The organism is Serratia sp. EC4 (assembly GCF_059652115.1).
This window is the reverse complement of the sequence record NZ_JBNIDE010000006.1, coordinates 1-15,745: the sequence shown is the minus strand read 5'-3', so window position 1 is coordinate 15,745 and position 15,745 is coordinate 1. Positions and strand designations below refer to the sequence as shown.

The window sequence follows — 15,745 nt, the reverse complement described above, 5'->3', positions numbered from 1 at the left end:
CGCTTAGCTTCAGGAAAAATGCAGTTCCTCGCCGGCCTGCGCGCTGGCCGCTTCGCTGAGCAGCTGATAAAACGGCTGCCCGCTGCGATCGCATAGCCAAACGCCGTCGCGGTAGTTGAAGTGGTAACCGCCGGCCTTGGTGGCGAGCCACACCTGGTGCAGCGGCTCCTGGCGGTTGATGACGATTTTGGTGCCGTTTTCGAAGCTCAGCGTCATCACGCCGCCATTGGTTTCGTAATCGATGTCCGCATCGCCGTCAAAATCGTCCAGTGTCTCTTCAATATTCAGCATCAGCTGGTCGGCCAACTGGTGAAACTCGCTGTCGTTCATATTCAATTCCTATTGCTTTTCATGATCCACCTGCGATTATAGAGACCTTGGACGCATGAATTACAGGCATTAATGCAAATGAAAAAACAACTACGCTATGCGCTGATGGCAGTTCTGGTTACCGGCCTCGCCGGCTGTGGTCTGAAAGGCCCGCTTTACTTCCCGCCTGCCGATCCCGCCAGCCAGAAACCGGCCAAGCCGCCGGTGCAAACGGGCGATCAGGTGCAAAAGAACCAGCAGGAGCAGTCTGGCTCTCAGCAAAAACCGTCGATGGTTGACCAGTAACACCCTGTTTGCGGTGGCGAGCGCCGCCGTAAAATCAAGACGGATAGCGCGTCCAGATAGCGGAGTATGATATGCAGTTCTCCAAAATGCACGGTCTGGGCAACGACTTTATGGTGGTCGATGCCGTTACACAGAATGTCTATTTTTCACCTGAGCTGATCCGCCGGCTGGCCGATCGGCACCTGGGCGTCGGCTTTGACCAGATGCTGGTGGTAGAACCGCCTTACGATCCCGAACTGGATTTTCACTACCGAATTTTTAACGCCGACGGCAGCGAAGTGGCGCAGTGCGGCAACGGCGCGCGTTGCTTCGCGCGTTTCGTGCGGCTGAAAGGGCTGACCAACAAACGTGACATCCGCGTCAGCACCCAAACCGGGCGCATGGTGCTCAGCGTCACCGACGACGATCTGGTGTGCGTCAACATGGGTGAGCCGAATTTCGACCCGCAGGCGGTGCCGTTCCGCGCCGCCAAGGCTGAAAAGACCTACATCATGCGCGCGGCGGAACATACCGTGTTGTGCGGCGTGGTGTCGATGGGCAACCCGCATTGTGTTTTGCAGGTGGACGACGTAAAAACCGCCAAGGTGGAGCTGCTCGGGCCGGTGCTGGAAGGGCATGAACGCTTCCCGGAACGGGCCAACATCGGCTTTATGCAGGTGGTCAGCCGCGATCACATCAAGCTGCGCGTTTATGAGCGCGGCGCCGGTGAAACGCAGGCCTGCGGCAGCGGCGCCTGTGCGGCGGTGGCGGTGGGGATCCAACAGGAATTGCTGTCAGAAGAAGTGCATGTAGAACTGCCGGGCGGCAGCCTGCATATTCGCTGGAAAGGGCCGGGCAACCCGCTGTTTATGACCGGTCCGGCAACCCATGTCTATGACGGATTTATTCATCTATGAAAAGCGTAGAAGAACAGAGCGTCGCCGGCCTGGCGCTGGATGACGACACCGTGATGCAGTACCTGCTGCAGAACCCGGATTTCTTTATTCGCAACGCGCGCCAGGTTGAGCAGATGCGCGTGCCGCACCCGGTGCGCGGCACCGTTTCGCTGGTGGAATGGCATCTGGCCCGCCAGCGCAATCACATCGAACGGCTGGAAGAAGAGATCACGCTGCTGATGGAGCAGGCCAGCGCCAACGAAGGACTGTTCGCCCGGTTGCTGCACCTGCAGGCCGATCTGGCCACCGCGGACAGCTTGCAGGACATGCTCAACCGGCTGCAGCGCTGGGCGCGCGGCTTCGGTTTGGCCGGCGCCACGGTGCGCCTGTTCGCTGAGCGCTGGAATATCGGCGCGCCTTCCGATTTCACCCATCTGGCGCTGACGCGTTCGGCGTTCGAGCCGTTCCGCATCCAGCGGCTGGGCAGCGAACAACACTACCTCGGCGGCCTGAACGGCCCCGAACTGCTGCTGCTGTTGCCGCAGGCCAAACAGATCGGCCAGATTGGTTCGGTGGCGCTGTCGATGCTGGGCGACGACGGCGAGCTGGGCATGGTGATCTTCAGCAGCCGCGATACGCAACACTATCAGCAGGGCATGGGCACGGTGATGCTCAATCAACTGGCGCGCATGCTGCCGGAACTGCTGGAACGCTGGATCGAACGCGCATGACGCCGATTGCGCCCAGCCTGCAGCAGCCGGTGGACGCTTTTCTGCGTTATCTCAAGGTAGAACGGCAACTTAGCCCGCTGACGCAGCTCAGCTATTCACGCCAGCTGGCGGCGCTGATGCGCCTGGCGCAGGAGATCGGCGTCACCGACTGGGCGGCGCTGGACGCCGCCCGGGTGCGCATGCTGGCGGCGCGCAGCAAACGCGCCGGCCTGCAGTCCGCCAGCCTGGCGCTGCGGCTCTCTTCGTTGCGCAGTTTCCTCGACTGGCTGGTCAGCCAGGGCGTGCTGCACGCCAACCCGGCCAAAGGCATCCGCACGCCGCGCAGCGGTCGCCATCTGCCGAAAAATATCGACGTCGATGAAATGAACCAGCTGCTGGAGATCGATCTCAACGATCCGCTGGCGGTGCGGGATCGCGCCATGCTGGAGGTGATGTACGGCGCCGGCCTGCGTCTCTCCGAGCTGGTGGGGCTGGATTGCCGCCATGTCGATGTGGCGGCCGGCGAGGTGTGGGTGATGGGGAAAGGCAGCAAAGAGCGTAAACTGCCGATCGGGCGCACCGCCGTCACCTGGCTGGAACACTGGCTGGCGATGCGCGATCTGTTCGGGCCGGAAGATGACGCGATGTTCCTGTCCAATCAGGGGCGGCGCATCTCGACGCGCAACGTGCAAAAGCGCTTCGCCGAATGGGGCGTGAAGCAGGGCGTCAACAGCCATATTCACCCGCACAAACTGCGTCACTCCTTCGCCACCCACATGCTGGAGTCGAGCGGCGATCTGCGTGCGGTGCAGGAGCTGCTCGGCCATGCCAACCTGACCACCACGCAAATTTATACCCACCTCGACTTTCAACATCTGGCGAACGTGTACGATGCTGCGCATCCGCGCGCCAAACGGGGGAAATCCTGATGCATTTTTATCGCCCGCTGCGCCCGCTGGCGGCGCTGACTTTCGATCTGGACGACACGCTGTATGACAACCGTCCGGTGATCCGGCAAACCGAGCAGCAGTCGGTGGCCTTCCTGCAGAGCTACCATCCCGGCCTGAACAGCTTCCAGTCGGCGGATTTCCACCGCCTGCGCCAGGAACTGCGCGAGCAGGAGCCGGAGATTTACCATGACGTCACCCAGTGGCGCTGGCGCGCCATTCATCTGGCGCTGAGCCGGCAGGGGCTGCGCGACGCCGAAGCGGCGATCGGGGCCGATGCGGCGATGCAAAACTTCGCGCTGTGGCGCAGCCGCATCGAGGTGCCGGAAGCGACCCACGCCACGCTGAAGGCGCTGGCCGCGCGCTACCCGCTGGTGGCGATCACCAACGGCAACGCCGATCCGGCGCAGTGCGGCCTGGACGGTTACTTCCAGTTCGTGTTGCGTTCCGGGCCGGACGGGCGCGCCAAGCCATACCAAGACATGTATCACCTGGCCGTCGAACGGCTGGGCGTGGCGCCCGAGCAGATCCTGCACGTGGGCGACGATCTGACTACCGACGTCGCCGGCGCGCTGCGCGCGGGGCTGCAGGCGTGTTGGATCAACGATCGGCAACGCTGCCTGATGCAGGCTGCCGACAGCCGCCTGCTGCCGCATATTGAGATTTCGCAGTTGGCATCGCTGACAGCATTGTTATAATCCCTGCCAGAACTCTGTATAAATTTCCAGTGAAAAACCCGTCACCGGCGGGTTTTCCCTTAACCATTAGTGGTGCCTATGGACGTCTCCGATCTGCTCGACAGCCTGAATGAAAAACAACGTGAAGCCGTGGCGGCGCCGCGCAGCAACCTGTTGGTTCTGGCCGGAGCGGGCAGCGGCAAGACGCGGGTGCTGGTGCATCGCATCGCCTGGCTGCTGTCGGTGGAGAACTGCTCGCCGTATTCGATCATGGCGGTGACCTTCACCAACAAGGCGGCGGCGGAAATGCGTCACCGTATCGAACATCTGATCGGCACCAGCCAGGGCGGCATGTGGATCGGCACCTTCCATGGCCTGGCGCATCGTCTGTTGCGCGCCCACCACCTGGAGGCCAACCTGCCGCAGGATTTCCAGATCCTCGACAGCGACGACCAACTGCGGCTGCTCAAGCGCATCATCAAGGCGCTGAACGTCGACGAGAAGCAGTGGCCGCCGCGTCAGGCGATGTGGTACATCAACGGCAAGAAAGATGAGGGCCTGCGCCCGCAGCACGTCGAAACCTACAACAACCCGGTGGAGGCCACTTGGCTGCGCATCTACCAGGCCTATCAGGAAGCCTGCGATCGCGCGGGGCTGGTGGATTTCGCCGAGCTGCTGCTGCGCGCGCACGAGCTGTGGCTGAACAAGCCGCATATCCTCAACCACTACCGCGAGCGTTTCACCAACGTGCTGGTGGACGAATTCCAGGATACCAACAGCATCCAGTACGCCTGGATCCGTCTGCTGGCGGGCGGCAACAGCAACGTGATGATCGTCGGCGACGATGACCAGTCGATCTACGGCTGGCGCGGCGCGCAGGTGGAAAACATCCAGCGCTTCCTGAAGGATTTCCCCGGCGCGGAAACCATCCGCCTGGAGCAGAACTACCGTTCCACCAGCAACATCCTGAAAGCGGCCAACACCCTGATCGCCAACAACGACGGGCGCATGGGCAAAAACCTGTGGACCGAAGGCGGCGAAGGCGAGCCGATTTCCCTCTACTGCGCCTTCAACGAACTCGACGAAGCGCGCTTCGTGGTCAACCGCATCAAGACCTGGCAAGACAACGGCGGCGCGCTGAACGACTGCGCCATCTTGTACCGCAGCAACGCCCAGTCGCGCGTGCTGGAAGAGGCGCTGCTGCAGACGGCGATGCCGTACCGCATCTACGGCGGCCAACGCTTCTTCGAACGTCAGGAAATCAAGGATGCGCTGGCTTACCTGCGCCTGATCTCCAACCGCAACGACGACGCGGCCTTCGAGCGCGTGGTCAACACCCCGACGCGCGGCATCGGCGATCGCACCCTCGACGTGGTGCGCCAGGCGGCGCGCGATCGCCAACTGACGTTGTGGCAGGCGACGCGCGAACTGATGCAGGACAAGGTTCTGGCCGGCCGCGCCGCGTCGGCGCTGCAGCGCTTCATCGAGCTGGTGGAGTCGCTGGCTCATGAAACCGCCGATATGCCGCTGCACGTGCAGACCGACCGGGTGATCCGCGATTCCGGGTTGTTCATCATGTATGAGCAGGAAAAGGGCGAAAAGGGGCAGGCGCGTATCGAAAACCTTGAGGAACTGGTGACGGCGACGCGTCAGTTCAGCTATCAGGAAGAAGATCAGGATCTGATGCCGCTGCAGGCGTTCCTGTCGCATGCGGCGCTGGAAGCGGGCGAAGGCCAGGCCGACGCCTATCAGGATGCGGTGCAGCTGATGACCCTGCACTCGGCCAAAGGGTTGGAGTTCCCGCTGGTGTTTATCGTCGGCATGGAAGAAGGCATGTTCCCGAGCCAGATGTCGCTGGATGAAGGCGGCCGTCTGGAGGAGGAGCGCCGTCTGGCCTATGTGGGCGTAACGCGCGCCATGCAGAAGCTGACGCTGACCTACGCCGAAACGCGCCGTCTGTACGGCAAAGAGGTTTACCATCGGCCGTCGCGCTTTATCGGTGAACTGCCGGAGGAGTGCGTGGAAGAAGTGCGCCTGCGCGCCAGCGTATCGCGCCCGGTCAATCACCGCCGCATGGGTACGCCGATCAGCGAGAACGACACCGGATACAAGCTGGGTCAGCGCGTGCGCCATCCCAAGTTTGGCGAAGGCACCATCGTCAATCTGGAAGGCAGCGGCGAGCACAGCCGGCTGCAGATCGCCTTCCCGGGCGAAGGCATCAAGTGGCTGGTGGCGGCCTACGCTCGGCTGGAAACGGTATAAAGAGAGGGGCGATTTGCAGGAGTTTCAGCCCCTGCAATCGTTCATCATCAGTGAGGGTAGCGATCGCCGACCTGCGCGGTGGCATACCAGCGCATCACCGCTTCGGTGCCTTCGCCGCCTTCCTGCGGCGCCCACGGCATGCAGTCTTCTTCGGTCAGCGCCTGATACGGACCCCGCTTCACTTCGAACACCACGCCGCCGGCATCGACCGACAGCACCGCATGCCAGGTAAATGCCGGCATCTCCAGCACTTTGGTTTCTTCGCCGAGCAGGGTGCGCTGCGTCACGACGCCGTCATCGTTGAACTGCAGCACGACAAAACGGCCGCGCAGCGGCGTCAGCAGCTCCCAGGTTTGCGGGTGGCGGTGCGGGCGGATATAGGTGCCGGGTTCCATGGCGATCGCCAGGCGTTGCACCGGGTCGCTCAGCTCTTCGTGTAAGGTGCGGTGCGCGCGCAGGCGGGGCACGCTGGCGGCCTGTTCGCTCATCGCGGTCAGTTCATGGGCGGTAATCTGTTTCATCGTTTAAATCCGCATGCTTGTCGTACCATTAGGGTGATGTCATCTTAGCAACATTCTTGGTGGCGGTAAGCGATCGCCGCGACTTTTTCAGTACGGTTTAAGCGCCATTTCTGCCATTGATCATCGTGATGATTTGTTGCGCAATTATCCCGCCTAACGTGTTGACAGGCTTTTTCTTCTCGGCGTAACATGCGCGCACTATTATCATTGAGGACAGACGCCTTGGACACACCCAGTAGATACTGGCTCACTGACCTGCGCCGCAGGTATAACTTCTAAGGCTCTCCGTTTTTGCTGATAGCCTTCGTGGTTGTCGGCGACCCCGCAAAGCGTCGCTATGAGTCAGATCTCTTCATGGTCTGAAACAATCGGTGATACGCATCCCCTCTGTTTCTGTGCTTCAACGCGTTGTCCGCACCCGTTACCTTCACGGAGTTTTGGCACATGCTGAGCGCTTTTAAATTAGATAACCGCCGCTTGTCCCGTCTGGAACTGGACGACTCGGATGATCTCACGTCATCGCTGTGGGTTGATCTGGTCGAGCCGGAAGAGGGCGAGCGTGAGCGCGTGCAGAATGAGCTGGGACAAAGCCTGGCGACGCGTCCCGAACTGGACGACATCGAAGCCTCCGCCCGTTTCTTCGAAGACGAAGACGGTCTGCATATCCACTCCTTCTTCTACTTCGAAGATGCGGAAGATCACGCCGGCAACTCCACGGTGGCCTTCACCATCCGCGACGGCCGCCTGTATACCCTGCGTGAGCGTGAATTGCCGGCGTTTCGCCTGTACCGCATGCGCGCCCGTAACCAGACCATGCTCGAAGGCAACGCCTACGAACTGCTGCTGGATTTGTTCGAAACCAAGATTGAACAGCTGGCGGACGAGATAGAGAACATCTACAGCGATCTGGAACAGCTCAGCCGGGTGATCATGGAAGGGCATCAGGGCGACGAATACGACGCCGCGCTGTCGACGCTGGCGGAGCTGGAAGATATCGGCTGGAAGGTGCGTTTGTGTCTGATGGATACCCAGCGCGCGCTCAACTTCCTGGTGCGCAAGGCGCGTTTGCCGACCGGCCAACTGGAGCAGGCGCGTGAAGTGCTGCGCGACATCGAATCCCTGCTGCCGCACAACGAATCGCTGTTCCAGAAGGTGAACTTCCTGATGCAGGCGGCGATGGGCTTCATCAATATCGAACAGAACCGCATCATCAAGATCTTCTCGGTGGTGTCGGTGGTGTTCCTGCCGCCTACGCTGGTGGCCTCCAGCTACGGCATGAACTTTGAATTCATGCCGGAACTGAAATGGTCGTTCGGCTACCCGGGCGCCATCACCTTGATGATCCTGGCGGGCCTAGCCCCTTACCTGTACTTCAAGCGCAAGAACTGGCTGTAACCCGGCGGCGCCGGGCTCAGCGCAGCTTGCGCTGGGTATAGAGCGCGTCGAGGGTGAACAGGATCAGCGCCGCCCAGATAAAGCCGAAGGTCACCAGTTTGTCCTGGCCGATGGTCTCGCCGTAGAAGGTGACCGCCAGCAGGAACATCAGCGTCGGGCCGAGATACTGGAAGAAACCGAGCGTCGACAGGCGCAGCCGGGTAGCCGCCGCGGTGAAGCACAGCAGCGGCACGGTGGTGACGATGCCGGCGGCGACCAGTAGCAGATTCAGCGACCACGGGTTGGCGCTCAGGTGGCTGGTGGGGCTGTCGGCGAACAGGAACAGGTAGCCCGCCGCCACTGGCAGCAGCCACAGCGTTTCAATCAGCATGCCGGTCTGCGCGTCGATGGCGATTTTTTTGCGCAGCAGGCCGTAGAAGGCGAAGCTGAACGCCAATCCCAGACCGATGATCGGCAACGAACCGAACTGCCAGAGCTGCACCAGCACCCCGGTGAACGCCAGCGCCACCGCCACCCACTGCATGCGGCGGAAACGTTCGCCGAGAAACAGCATCCCCAGCAGCACGTTAACCAGCGGGTTGATGAAGTAGCCCAGGCTGGCTTCCAGCATATGGTGATTGTTCACCGCCCAGATGAACAGCAGCCAGTTGCCGCCGATCAACAGCGCGGTGACCGCCAGCAACAGCAGCCGTTTGCGGTTTTGGCAGGCGGCGCGCACTTTCGGCCAGTTGCGGCCCAGCGTGATCAGCGCCAGCATGAAGAAAAACGACCAGATGATCCGGTGGGTGAGGATCTCGTCCGCGGACACTTGCTGGATCAGTTTGAAATAGGCCGGGGCGATGCCCCACATAAAATAGGCGGCCAGGGCGAAGAAAATGCCCTGACGCGTTTGCTTTGCGTCCATGACGTCACTCTGGTGGGGAACGTAAGATGCGGTGAGTGTACTGAAGTCGCTCACCGCACACAATCATCAGCCGACCAGATAGGTGGCGGTGGCGGTCGCGATATGCAGGCCGTCGTGGTTATGCAGTTCTACGCGCGCGACGGCGACCTTGTTGCCGCTGCGCAGCACGCTGGCGGAGGCGACGAAGTGTTCGCCGCGGCCGGGGCGCAGATAGTCGACGCGCAGATCGATGGTGCCCATGCGCGACAGTTTGGCGGCGATCTCTTCTTCGATCAGCGGTTCCAGGCGCGTCAGCACGCCGCCGGCGCAAGCCAGCCCGGCGGCGACGTCCAGCACCGCGGCGATCACGCCGCCGTGCAGAATTTCCTGTGCGGCGTTGCCCACCAGCTTGCGCTGGTTGGTGAAGCTCAGTTCGACGTAGTCATCGTCGAAGCGGCGCAGCTCCAGACCAAGCTCGCGGTTGAACGGCATGTGGTAGACAAAAATTTCGCCGATCTTGCGGCGGGCGGCTTCCAGGGTCAGTGGTGTGGTCGACATAGCGGGTTTCCGTTTTTCTTTTGCGTTTTAAGGGAGCTAACTGGTCAGTCCAGGTTAATGAAATGTTGATTTTATGCTTAACCTTTGTTGCTTTCCAGACTATTCCAATAAAACCGGACTGCGCTGCGGTAAAGCCTCCTTTGTGTGTAAAATGGCCTGATTTTTTCCGGGCTTGCCCTTTTTCGTTGGAGTGAGGAGAGGTTATGCGCATTTTGTCAGGGATCGTTTCCGCCACGCTGCTGATGCCGGCGCTGGCATTGGCTGAGGAAGCCAAAGAGCAGCAGATTCACGATAGGCCGGCGGTGCGCGGCAGCATTATCGCCAACCTGCTGCAGGAGCACGATAATCCGTTCACGCTGTATCCTTACGATCCCAATTACCTGTTGTACACCGACACCAGCGATATCAACAAAGAAGCCATCAAGACGTACAACTGGGCCGACAAGGCGCGCAAGGACGAGGTGAAATACCAGCTTAGCCTGGCGTTTCCGCTGTGGCGGGGCATTGCCGGCGACAATTCGGTGCTCGGCGCGTCTTATACTCAGCGCTCCTGGTGGCAATTGTCCAACCGCGGCGAGTCTTCGCCGTTCCGCGAGACCAACTACGAGCCGCAACTGTTCGTGGGGTGGGCGACCGATTACCGCTTTGCCGGTTGGACGCTGCGCGATGTTGAAATCGGCGTTAACCATCAGTCTAACGGCCGCTCGGACCCGACGTCGCGCAGCTGGAATCGCGGTTATGCGCGGCTGATGGCGCAAAACGGCAATTGGCAGGTGGATCTCAAGCCCTGGTTCCGTTTCTCGGAGAGCTCGAGCAACGACGACAACCCGGACATCACCAAATACATGGGATACTACCGGTTGAAGGTCGGTTACGCCTGGGGCGACAGCGTGTTCAGCGTCGACAGCCACTACAACTGGAACAGCGGCTACGGCGGCGCGGAACTGGGCTGGAGCTACCCGATCACCCGCAACGTGCGATTCTATACCCAGGTGTTCAGCGGCTACGGCGAATCGCTGATCGACTACAACTTCCGGCAGACACGGGTGGGCGTTGGTGTCATGCTGAACGATATTATGTAATCATACCCGGTGGGTGTGTACCGATGAAAAAATGGGGAAGTGTGTGTCAACCGCAGCAGTGATTAACAGAGAGTTGCTGGCCGAGCAGGTATTGCGCGATACCTTTGGCTACCAGCAATTCCGTCCGGGCCAACAAACGATTATCAATGCCGCGATCGGCGGGCAGGATTGCCTGGTGGTGATGCCGACCGGCGGCGGCAAGTCGTTGTGCTATCAAATCCCGGCGCTGGTGATGGACGGCCTGACCCTGGTGGTTTCCCCGCTTATCTCGCTGATGAAGGACCAGGTCGACCAACTGTTGGCCTACGGCGTTTCCGCCGCCTGCTACAACTCGACGCAAACCCGCGAGGAGCAGTTGGACGTCATGGCCGGCTGCCGCAACGGCACCATCAAGATGCTGTACATCGCGCCGGAACGGCTGATGATGGAAAGCTTCCTCAACCTGCTCGATCACTGCCCGCCGGCGATGCTGGCGGTGGATGAGGCGCACTGCATCTCGCAGTGGGGCCATGACTTCCGGCCGGAATATCGCGCGCTGGGCCAGCTGAAACAGCGCTTCCCGGCGATGCCGGTGATCGCGTTGACCGCCACCGCCGACGAAGCCACGCGCGGCGATATCGTGCGCCTGCTGTCGCTGCAGGATCCGCTGGTGCAGGTCAGCAGCTTCGACCGGCCGAACATCCGCTACACGCTGGTGGAAAAATTCAAACCGCTCGATCAGCTGTGGCGCTTCGTGCAGGATCAGCGCGGCAAGAGCGGCATTATCTATTGCAACAGCCGCGCCAAGGTGGAAGACACCGCCGCGCGCCTGCAAAGCCGCGGGCTGAGCGTCGGCGCCTACCACGCCGGGCTGGACAACGAGCGCCGCGCCCAGGTGCAGGAAGCGTTCCAGCGTGACGATCTGCAGGTGGTGGTGGCCACCGTCGCCTTCGGCATGGGCATCAACAAACCCAACGTGCGCTTCGTGGTGCATTTCGACATCCCGCGCAATATCGAATCCTATTATCAGGAGACCGGCCGCGCCGGGCGCGACGGCCTGCCGGCCGAAGCCATCCTGCTGTACGATCCGGCCGACATGGCCTGGCTGCGCCGCTGTCTGGAGGAAAAACCCGCCGGGCAACAGCTGGACATCGAGCGCCACAAGCTGAACGCCATGGGGGCGTTCGCCGAGGCGCAAACCTGCCGCCGCCTGGTGTTGCTCAACTACTTCGGCGAAGGCAAACACGAGAACTGCGGCAACTGCGATATCTGCCTCGATCCGCCCAAGCGCTATGACGGGCTGGAGGACGCACGCAAGGCGCTGTCCTGCGTGTACCGCGTCGGCCAGCGCTTTGGCCTCGGGTACATCGTGGAAGTGCTGCGCGGCTCCAACAACCAGCGCATTCGCGAATACGGTCACGACAAGCTGCCGGTGTACGGCATCGGCCGCGATCAGACCACCGAACACTGGACCAGCGTGCTGCGTCAGCTGATCCACCTGGGCTTTATCACCCAGAACATCGCCATGCACTCAGCGCTGCAATTGACCGAGGCGGCGCGTCCGGTGTTGCGCGGCGAGGTGGCGCTGCAGCTGGCGGTGCCGCGTATTCAGAGCCTGAAGTCGCGCAGCAGCGCCAACCAGAAATCCTACGGCGGCAATTACGATCGCAAGCTGTTCGCCAAGCTGCGCAAACTGCGCAAATCGATCGCCGACGAAGAAAACATTCCGCCTTACGTGGTGTTCAACGACGCCACGCTGCTGGAAATGGCCGAACAGATGCCGATCAAGGCCGGCGATCTGCTGAGCGTCAACGGCGTCGGCCAGCGCAAACTGGAGCGTTTCGGCGCGCCCTTTATGGCGATGATCCGCGACCATCTCGATAATGACGAAGACTGAGGGCGATATATCATGCTGATGCTGTTTCTCACCGTGGCGCTGGTGCATCTGATTGCGCTGATGAGCCCGGGGCCGGACTTCTTTTTCGTGTCGCAAACCGCCGCCAGCCGCTCGCGCCGCGAGGCGATGATGGGCGTGGTCGGCATTTCGCTCGGCATCGTGGTATGGGCCGGCGTGGCGTTGATGGGGCTGCATCTGATCCTGCAGAAGATGGCCTGGTTGCATCAGATCATCATGGTTGGCGGCGGCATTTACCTGTGCTGGATGGGGTGGCAACTGCTGCGTTCCGCGCGGGCGCAGCAAGCGCAGTCGGCGGCGGAGGCCCAGGTGGCGTTGCCGAAGGCCGGGCGCAGCTTTATTCGCGGCTTCCTGACCAATTTGTCCAACCCGAAAGCGGTGATCTATTTCGGCAGCGTGTTCTCGCTGTTCGTCGGCGACAGCGTCGGCGCCGGAGCGCGCTGGGGGCTGTTCTTGCTGATCGTCGCCGAGACCTTCGTCTGGTTCAGCCTGGTGGCGGTGGTGTTTGCGCTGCCGGCGATGCGCCGCGGCTATCAGCGGTTGGCCAAGTGGATAGACGGGGTGGCGGGTGTGCTGTTTACCGGCTTCGGGTTACATCTGATATTTACCCGCTAACCGCAGTGAAATGCCCAAGGCCGAGCAGCGATGCCCGGCCTTTTTTGTCAGGCTTTGCGGGCGGTCGCCAGCAGCCCCGCCACCAGAATGAACAGCGAACCGAACAGTCGGTTGAGCAGCTGCATCTGGCGCGGCGTTCTCAGCCAGCCGGCGATGCGCGTCGCCAGGGTGGCGTAACCGATCATCACCAGAATATCCACCACCACGGTGGTGACGCCGAGCACCAGATACTGCTCGGCCTGGGGCTGATTGGGCAAGATGAACTGCGGGAACAGCGCGGCGAGGAACACGATGCTTTTCGGGTTGGTCAGGTTGACCAGCACCGCGCGGCGGAACAGACGGCGGCGCGGCATGCTGCCCGCCAGCGCATGCAGATCCAGCGCCCCGGCGGCGCGCCATTGCTGGATGCCGAGCCACACCAGGTAGGCGGCGCCCAGCCATTTCAGCAGCTCGAACGCCAGCAGCGATTGCGATATCAGCGCGCCGAGGCCGATGCCCACCAGCACGATGTGCGCGCTCAACCCGACCTGCAGCCCGGCGATCGACGCGGCGGCGCCGCGATAGCCGTGGCTGATGCCGGTGCTCATGGTATTGATGGCGCCTGAACCGGGGGAGAGGCTCAGGATAAGCGTGGTCAGCAGATAGGTTAACCACCAGTCCAAGGTCATGGTGCTTCGGCTCCCTGAAAGTGTCGTTTTGTGCCACAATGCGCCGAGGCGGCGCCGTTTTTGTAAGAATTGAATCACAATACGCTAGTATGATTTCTTGTGCCAGCGGTCACATTTTCCGCCGGCCCCACAGGGAAAACGCTCTCGATGACCTCGTTCACTCTCAGCTCCGATGACTGGTTAACGCGTGAAACGCAGTTCGCTGCCTTCGCCACCGGGCCGCTGCTGGATTTCTGGCGGCAGCGCGAAGAAGGCGAATTCAGCGGCGTGGACGGCGTGCCGATCCGCTTTGTGCGCTTCAGTTCCGCGCGGCATCAGCGCGTGGTGGTGGTCAGCCCCGGCCGCATCGAAAGCTATGTGAAATACCCCGAGGTGGCCTACGATCTGTTCCACTGCGGCTACGACGTGGTGATCGTCGATCATCGCGGCCAGGGGCGTTCCGGGCGTTTACTGGCGGATACGCACCGCGGTCATGTGGTAAACTTCGCCGACTACGTGGACGATTTCGAGCAGCTGTGGCTGCGCGAGGTCGAATCGCGCGGTTATCGGCAGCGCTTCGCGCTGGCGCATTCGATGGGCGGCGCGATCCTGGCGCAGTTCCTGCAGCGCCGGCCGCAGGCGTTCGACGCGGCGGCGTTTTGCGCGCCGATGTTCGGCATCCGGTTGCCGATGCCGGGTTGGCTGGCCGATCGCATTCTCGACTGGGCGGAGACCCGCCCGGCGATCCGCGATTATTACGCGGTGGGCACCGGCCAGTGGCGTCCGTTGCCCTATGTGGTCAACGTGTTGACCCATAGCCGCGAGCGTTACCGTCGCAGCCTGCGCTATTATGCCGATTACCCCGAGCTGCAGGTGGGCGGGCCGACCTACCATTGGGTGCGGGAGAGCATCCGCGCCGGCCGGCAGATTATCGCGCAGGCCGGGGAGATCACCACGCCGCTGTTGCTTTTGCAGGCCGGTGAAGAACGGGTAGTCGACAACCGTTCGCACCAGGCTTTTTGTCAGGCTCTGTCAGACGCGGGGCGCCCTTGCGAAGGGGGGCTCCCGTGGGTTATCAACGGCGCACGCCATGAGATCCTGTTCGAGCGGGACGCGCTGCGCGCCGAAGCACTGAACGCAATTCTGCGCTTCTTTGCTCAACACTTAGGCGGCGCGCTGCCGCCGACAACTCCATCAGAGGTTAGAACATAACGCTATGTATCACGTCGTCGCTTCCGATTTAGATGGCACGCTGCTGTCTCCCGACCATACCCTGTCGCCGTACGCTAAAGAAACGCTGAAGTTGCTGACTCAGCGCGGCGTGCATTTCGTGTTCGCTACCGGCCGCCACCATATCGACGTGGCGCAGATCCGCGACAGCCTGGAGATCAGCGCCTTTATGATCACTTCCAACGGCGCACGGGTGCACAACACCGCCGGCGAACTGATTTTCAGCCACAACCTGGACGAAGATATCGCCCGCGATCTGTACGGCATGCTGCACGACGATCCGGATATCACCACCAACGTCTACCGTAACGACGATTGGTTTACCAACCGCGAAAGCCCGGAGCAGGAAGAGTTCTTCCAGGAGTCGGTGTTCAAATATCAGCTGTTTGAGCCGGGCCTGCTGGAAACCGACGGCGTCTGCAAGGTTTACTTCACCTGTGAAGATCACGAGCGGTTGCTGCAGGTGGAAGACGCCATCAACGCGCGCTGGGGCGATCGGGTCAACGTCAGCTTCTCGTTCCCGACCTGCCTGGAAGTGATGGCGGGCGGCGTGTCGAAAGGGCATGCGCTGGAAGAAGTGGCCAAGATCATCGGCTATACGCTGCAAGAGTGCATCGCTTTTGGCGACGGCATGAACGATCTGGAGATGTTGTCGATGGCCGGCAAGGGCTGCATCATGCGCGACGCGCATCAGCGCCTGAAGGACATGCTGCCGGAGCTGGAAGTGATCGGCTCCAACGTCGATAACGCGGTGCCGCACTACCTGCGCAAGATGTTCCTCTGAAATAACCTTTAAATAATAAGGGCGCCTTGCGGCGCCCTTGGCATTACTTG

17 protein-coding genes are annotated in these 15,745 nt (G+C 61.4%); 12 read left to right on the top strand and 5 right to left on the bottom strand.

The annotated features are described in order from the left end of the window. Nucleotides 1-9: 9 nt before the first annotated feature. Nucleotides 10-330: an iron donor protein CyaY gene (gene cyaY / locus ACP39K_RS17210; RefSeq protein WP_004934237.1), complete on the bottom strand. Its 321-nt coding sequence runs from the start codon at nt 328-330 to the stop codon at nt 10-12. A gap of 78 nt (nt 331-408) precedes the next feature. Between cyaY and lptM the strand changes: the two genes are divergently transcribed. The 6 genes from lptM (at nt 409) to uvrD (ending at nt 6,086) form a co-directional block, all read left to right on the top strand. Further along, a complete protein-coding gene (gene lptM, locus ACP39K_RS17205; RefSeq protein WP_004934241.1) occupies nt 409-615 on the top strand; it encodes an LPS translocon maturation chaperone LptM in 207 nt (68 codons plus the stop codon). A gap of 71 nt (nt 616-686) precedes the next feature. Further along, complete coding sequence (gene dapF / locus ACP39K_RS17200) at nt 687-1,511, top strand: diaminopimelate epimerase (protein ID WP_004934244.1); 825 nt, start codon at nt 687-689, stop codon at nt 1,509-1,511. Further along, a complete protein-coding gene (locus ACP39K_RS17195) occupies nt 1,508-2,221 on the top strand; it encodes a DUF484 domain-containing protein (protein ID WP_004934247.1) in 714 nt (237 codons plus the stop codon). Before dapF ends, ACP39K_RS17195 begins: the two co-directional genes overlap by 4 nt. Beyond that, entirely contained in the window at nt 2,218-3,129 is a 912-nt protein-coding gene (gene xerC / locus ACP39K_RS17190; protein WP_497008716.1) for a tyrosine recombinase XerC, read from the top strand. Before ACP39K_RS17195 ends, xerC begins: the two co-directional genes overlap by 4 nt. Continuing rightward, entirely contained in the window at nt 3,129-3,845 is a 717-nt protein-coding gene (yigB, locus tag ACP39K_RS17185) for a 5-amino-6-(5-phospho-D-ribitylamino)uracil phosphatase YigB (protein ID WP_497008715.1), read from the top strand. The genes xerC and yigB overlap by 1 nt, the downstream gene beginning before the upstream one ends. A 78-nt stretch (nt 3,846-3,923) precedes the next feature. After that, on the top strand, nt 3,924-6,086 hold the full coding sequence (uvrD, locus tag ACP39K_RS17180) for a DNA helicase II (RefSeq protein WP_025304874.1): 2,163 nt from the start codon (nt 3,924-3,926) through the stop codon (nt 6,084-6,086). Nucleotides 6,087-6,133: 47 nt separating this feature from the next. Here the strand turns inward: uvrD and ACP39K_RS17175 are convergent, their stop codons facing one another. After that, the gene (locus tag ACP39K_RS17175) at nt 6,134-6,607 is read right to left on the bottom strand and encodes a WbuC family cupin fold metalloprotein (RefSeq protein ID WP_016929492.1); all 474 of its coding nucleotides are present in this window, start codon (nt 6,605-6,607) and stop codon (nt 6,134-6,136) included. Nucleotides 6,608-7,051: 444 nt separating this feature from the next. Here ACP39K_RS17175 and corA point away from each other — a divergent pair, with 444 nt between their 5' ends. Beyond that, on the top strand, nt 7,052-8,002 hold the full coding sequence (gene corA / locus ACP39K_RS17170; protein ID WP_004934262.1) for a magnesium/cobalt transporter CorA: 951 nt from the start codon (nt 7,052-7,054) through the stop codon (nt 8,000-8,002). 16 nt (nt 8,003-8,018) lie between these two features. Here corA and rarD read toward each other — a convergent pair whose 3' ends face one another. Beyond that, complete coding sequence (gene rarD / locus ACP39K_RS17165) at nt 8,019-8,906, bottom strand: EamA family transporter RarD (protein ID WP_048326579.1); 888 nt, start codon at nt 8,904-8,906, stop codon at nt 8,019-8,021. A 66-nt stretch (nt 8,907-8,972) separates the two neighbouring features. Next, nucleotides 8,973-9,443, bottom strand: coding sequence for a thioesterase family protein (locus ACP39K_RS17160; RefSeq protein ID WP_016929489.1), 471 nt, complete (start codon nt 9,441-9,443; stop codon nt 8,973-8,975). A 203-nt stretch (nt 9,444-9,646) separates the two neighbouring features. On the opposite strand from ACP39K_RS17160, the gene pldA reads away from it, so the two are divergent. Genes pldA through rhtC form a run of 3 tightly spaced genes read left to right on the top strand, consistent with a single transcriptional unit; the run spans nt 9,647 to nt 13,034 of the window. Continuing rightward, entirely contained in the window at nt 9,647-10,525 is an 879-nt protein-coding gene (gene pldA / locus ACP39K_RS17155) for a phospholipase A (RefSeq protein WP_016929488.1), read from the top strand. A gap of 43 nt (nt 10,526-10,568) precedes the next feature. Continuing rightward, entirely contained in the window at nt 10,569-12,401 is a 1,833-nt protein-coding gene (gene recQ / locus ACP39K_RS17150) for an ATP-dependent DNA helicase RecQ (protein WP_028127631.1), read from the top strand. A 12-nt stretch (nt 12,402-12,413) separates the two neighbouring features. Next, nucleotides 12,414-13,034: a threonine export protein RhtC gene (gene rhtC / locus ACP39K_RS17145; protein ID WP_147881546.1), complete on the top strand. Its 621-nt coding sequence runs from the start codon at nt 12,414-12,416 to the stop codon at nt 13,032-13,034. 47 nt (nt 13,035-13,081) lie between these two features. On the opposite strand, the gene rhtB is transcribed toward rhtC, so the two are convergent. Then, on the bottom strand, nt 13,082-13,702 hold the full coding sequence (gene rhtB / locus ACP39K_RS17140) for a homoserine/homoserine lactone efflux protein (protein ID WP_004934282.1): 621 nt from the start codon (nt 13,700-13,702) through the stop codon (nt 13,082-13,084). Nucleotides 13,703-13,849: 147 nt separating this feature from the next. On the opposite strand from rhtB, the gene pldB reads away from it, so the two are divergent. Then, nucleotides 13,850-14,893 (top strand): lysophospholipase L2, encoded by a 1,044-nt coding sequence (gene pldB / locus ACP39K_RS17135; protein WP_033639011.1) that lies wholly within the window; start codon nt 13,850-13,852, stop codon nt 14,891-14,893. A 4-nt stretch (nt 14,894-14,897) separates the two neighbouring features. Next, on the top strand, nt 14,898-15,695 hold the full coding sequence (yigL, locus tag ACP39K_RS17130; RefSeq protein ID WP_047025953.1) for a sugar/pyridoxal phosphate phosphatase YigL: 798 nt from the start codon (nt 14,898-14,900) through the stop codon (nt 15,693-15,695). The last annotated feature ends 50 nt before the right edge of the window (nt 15,696-15,745 follow it).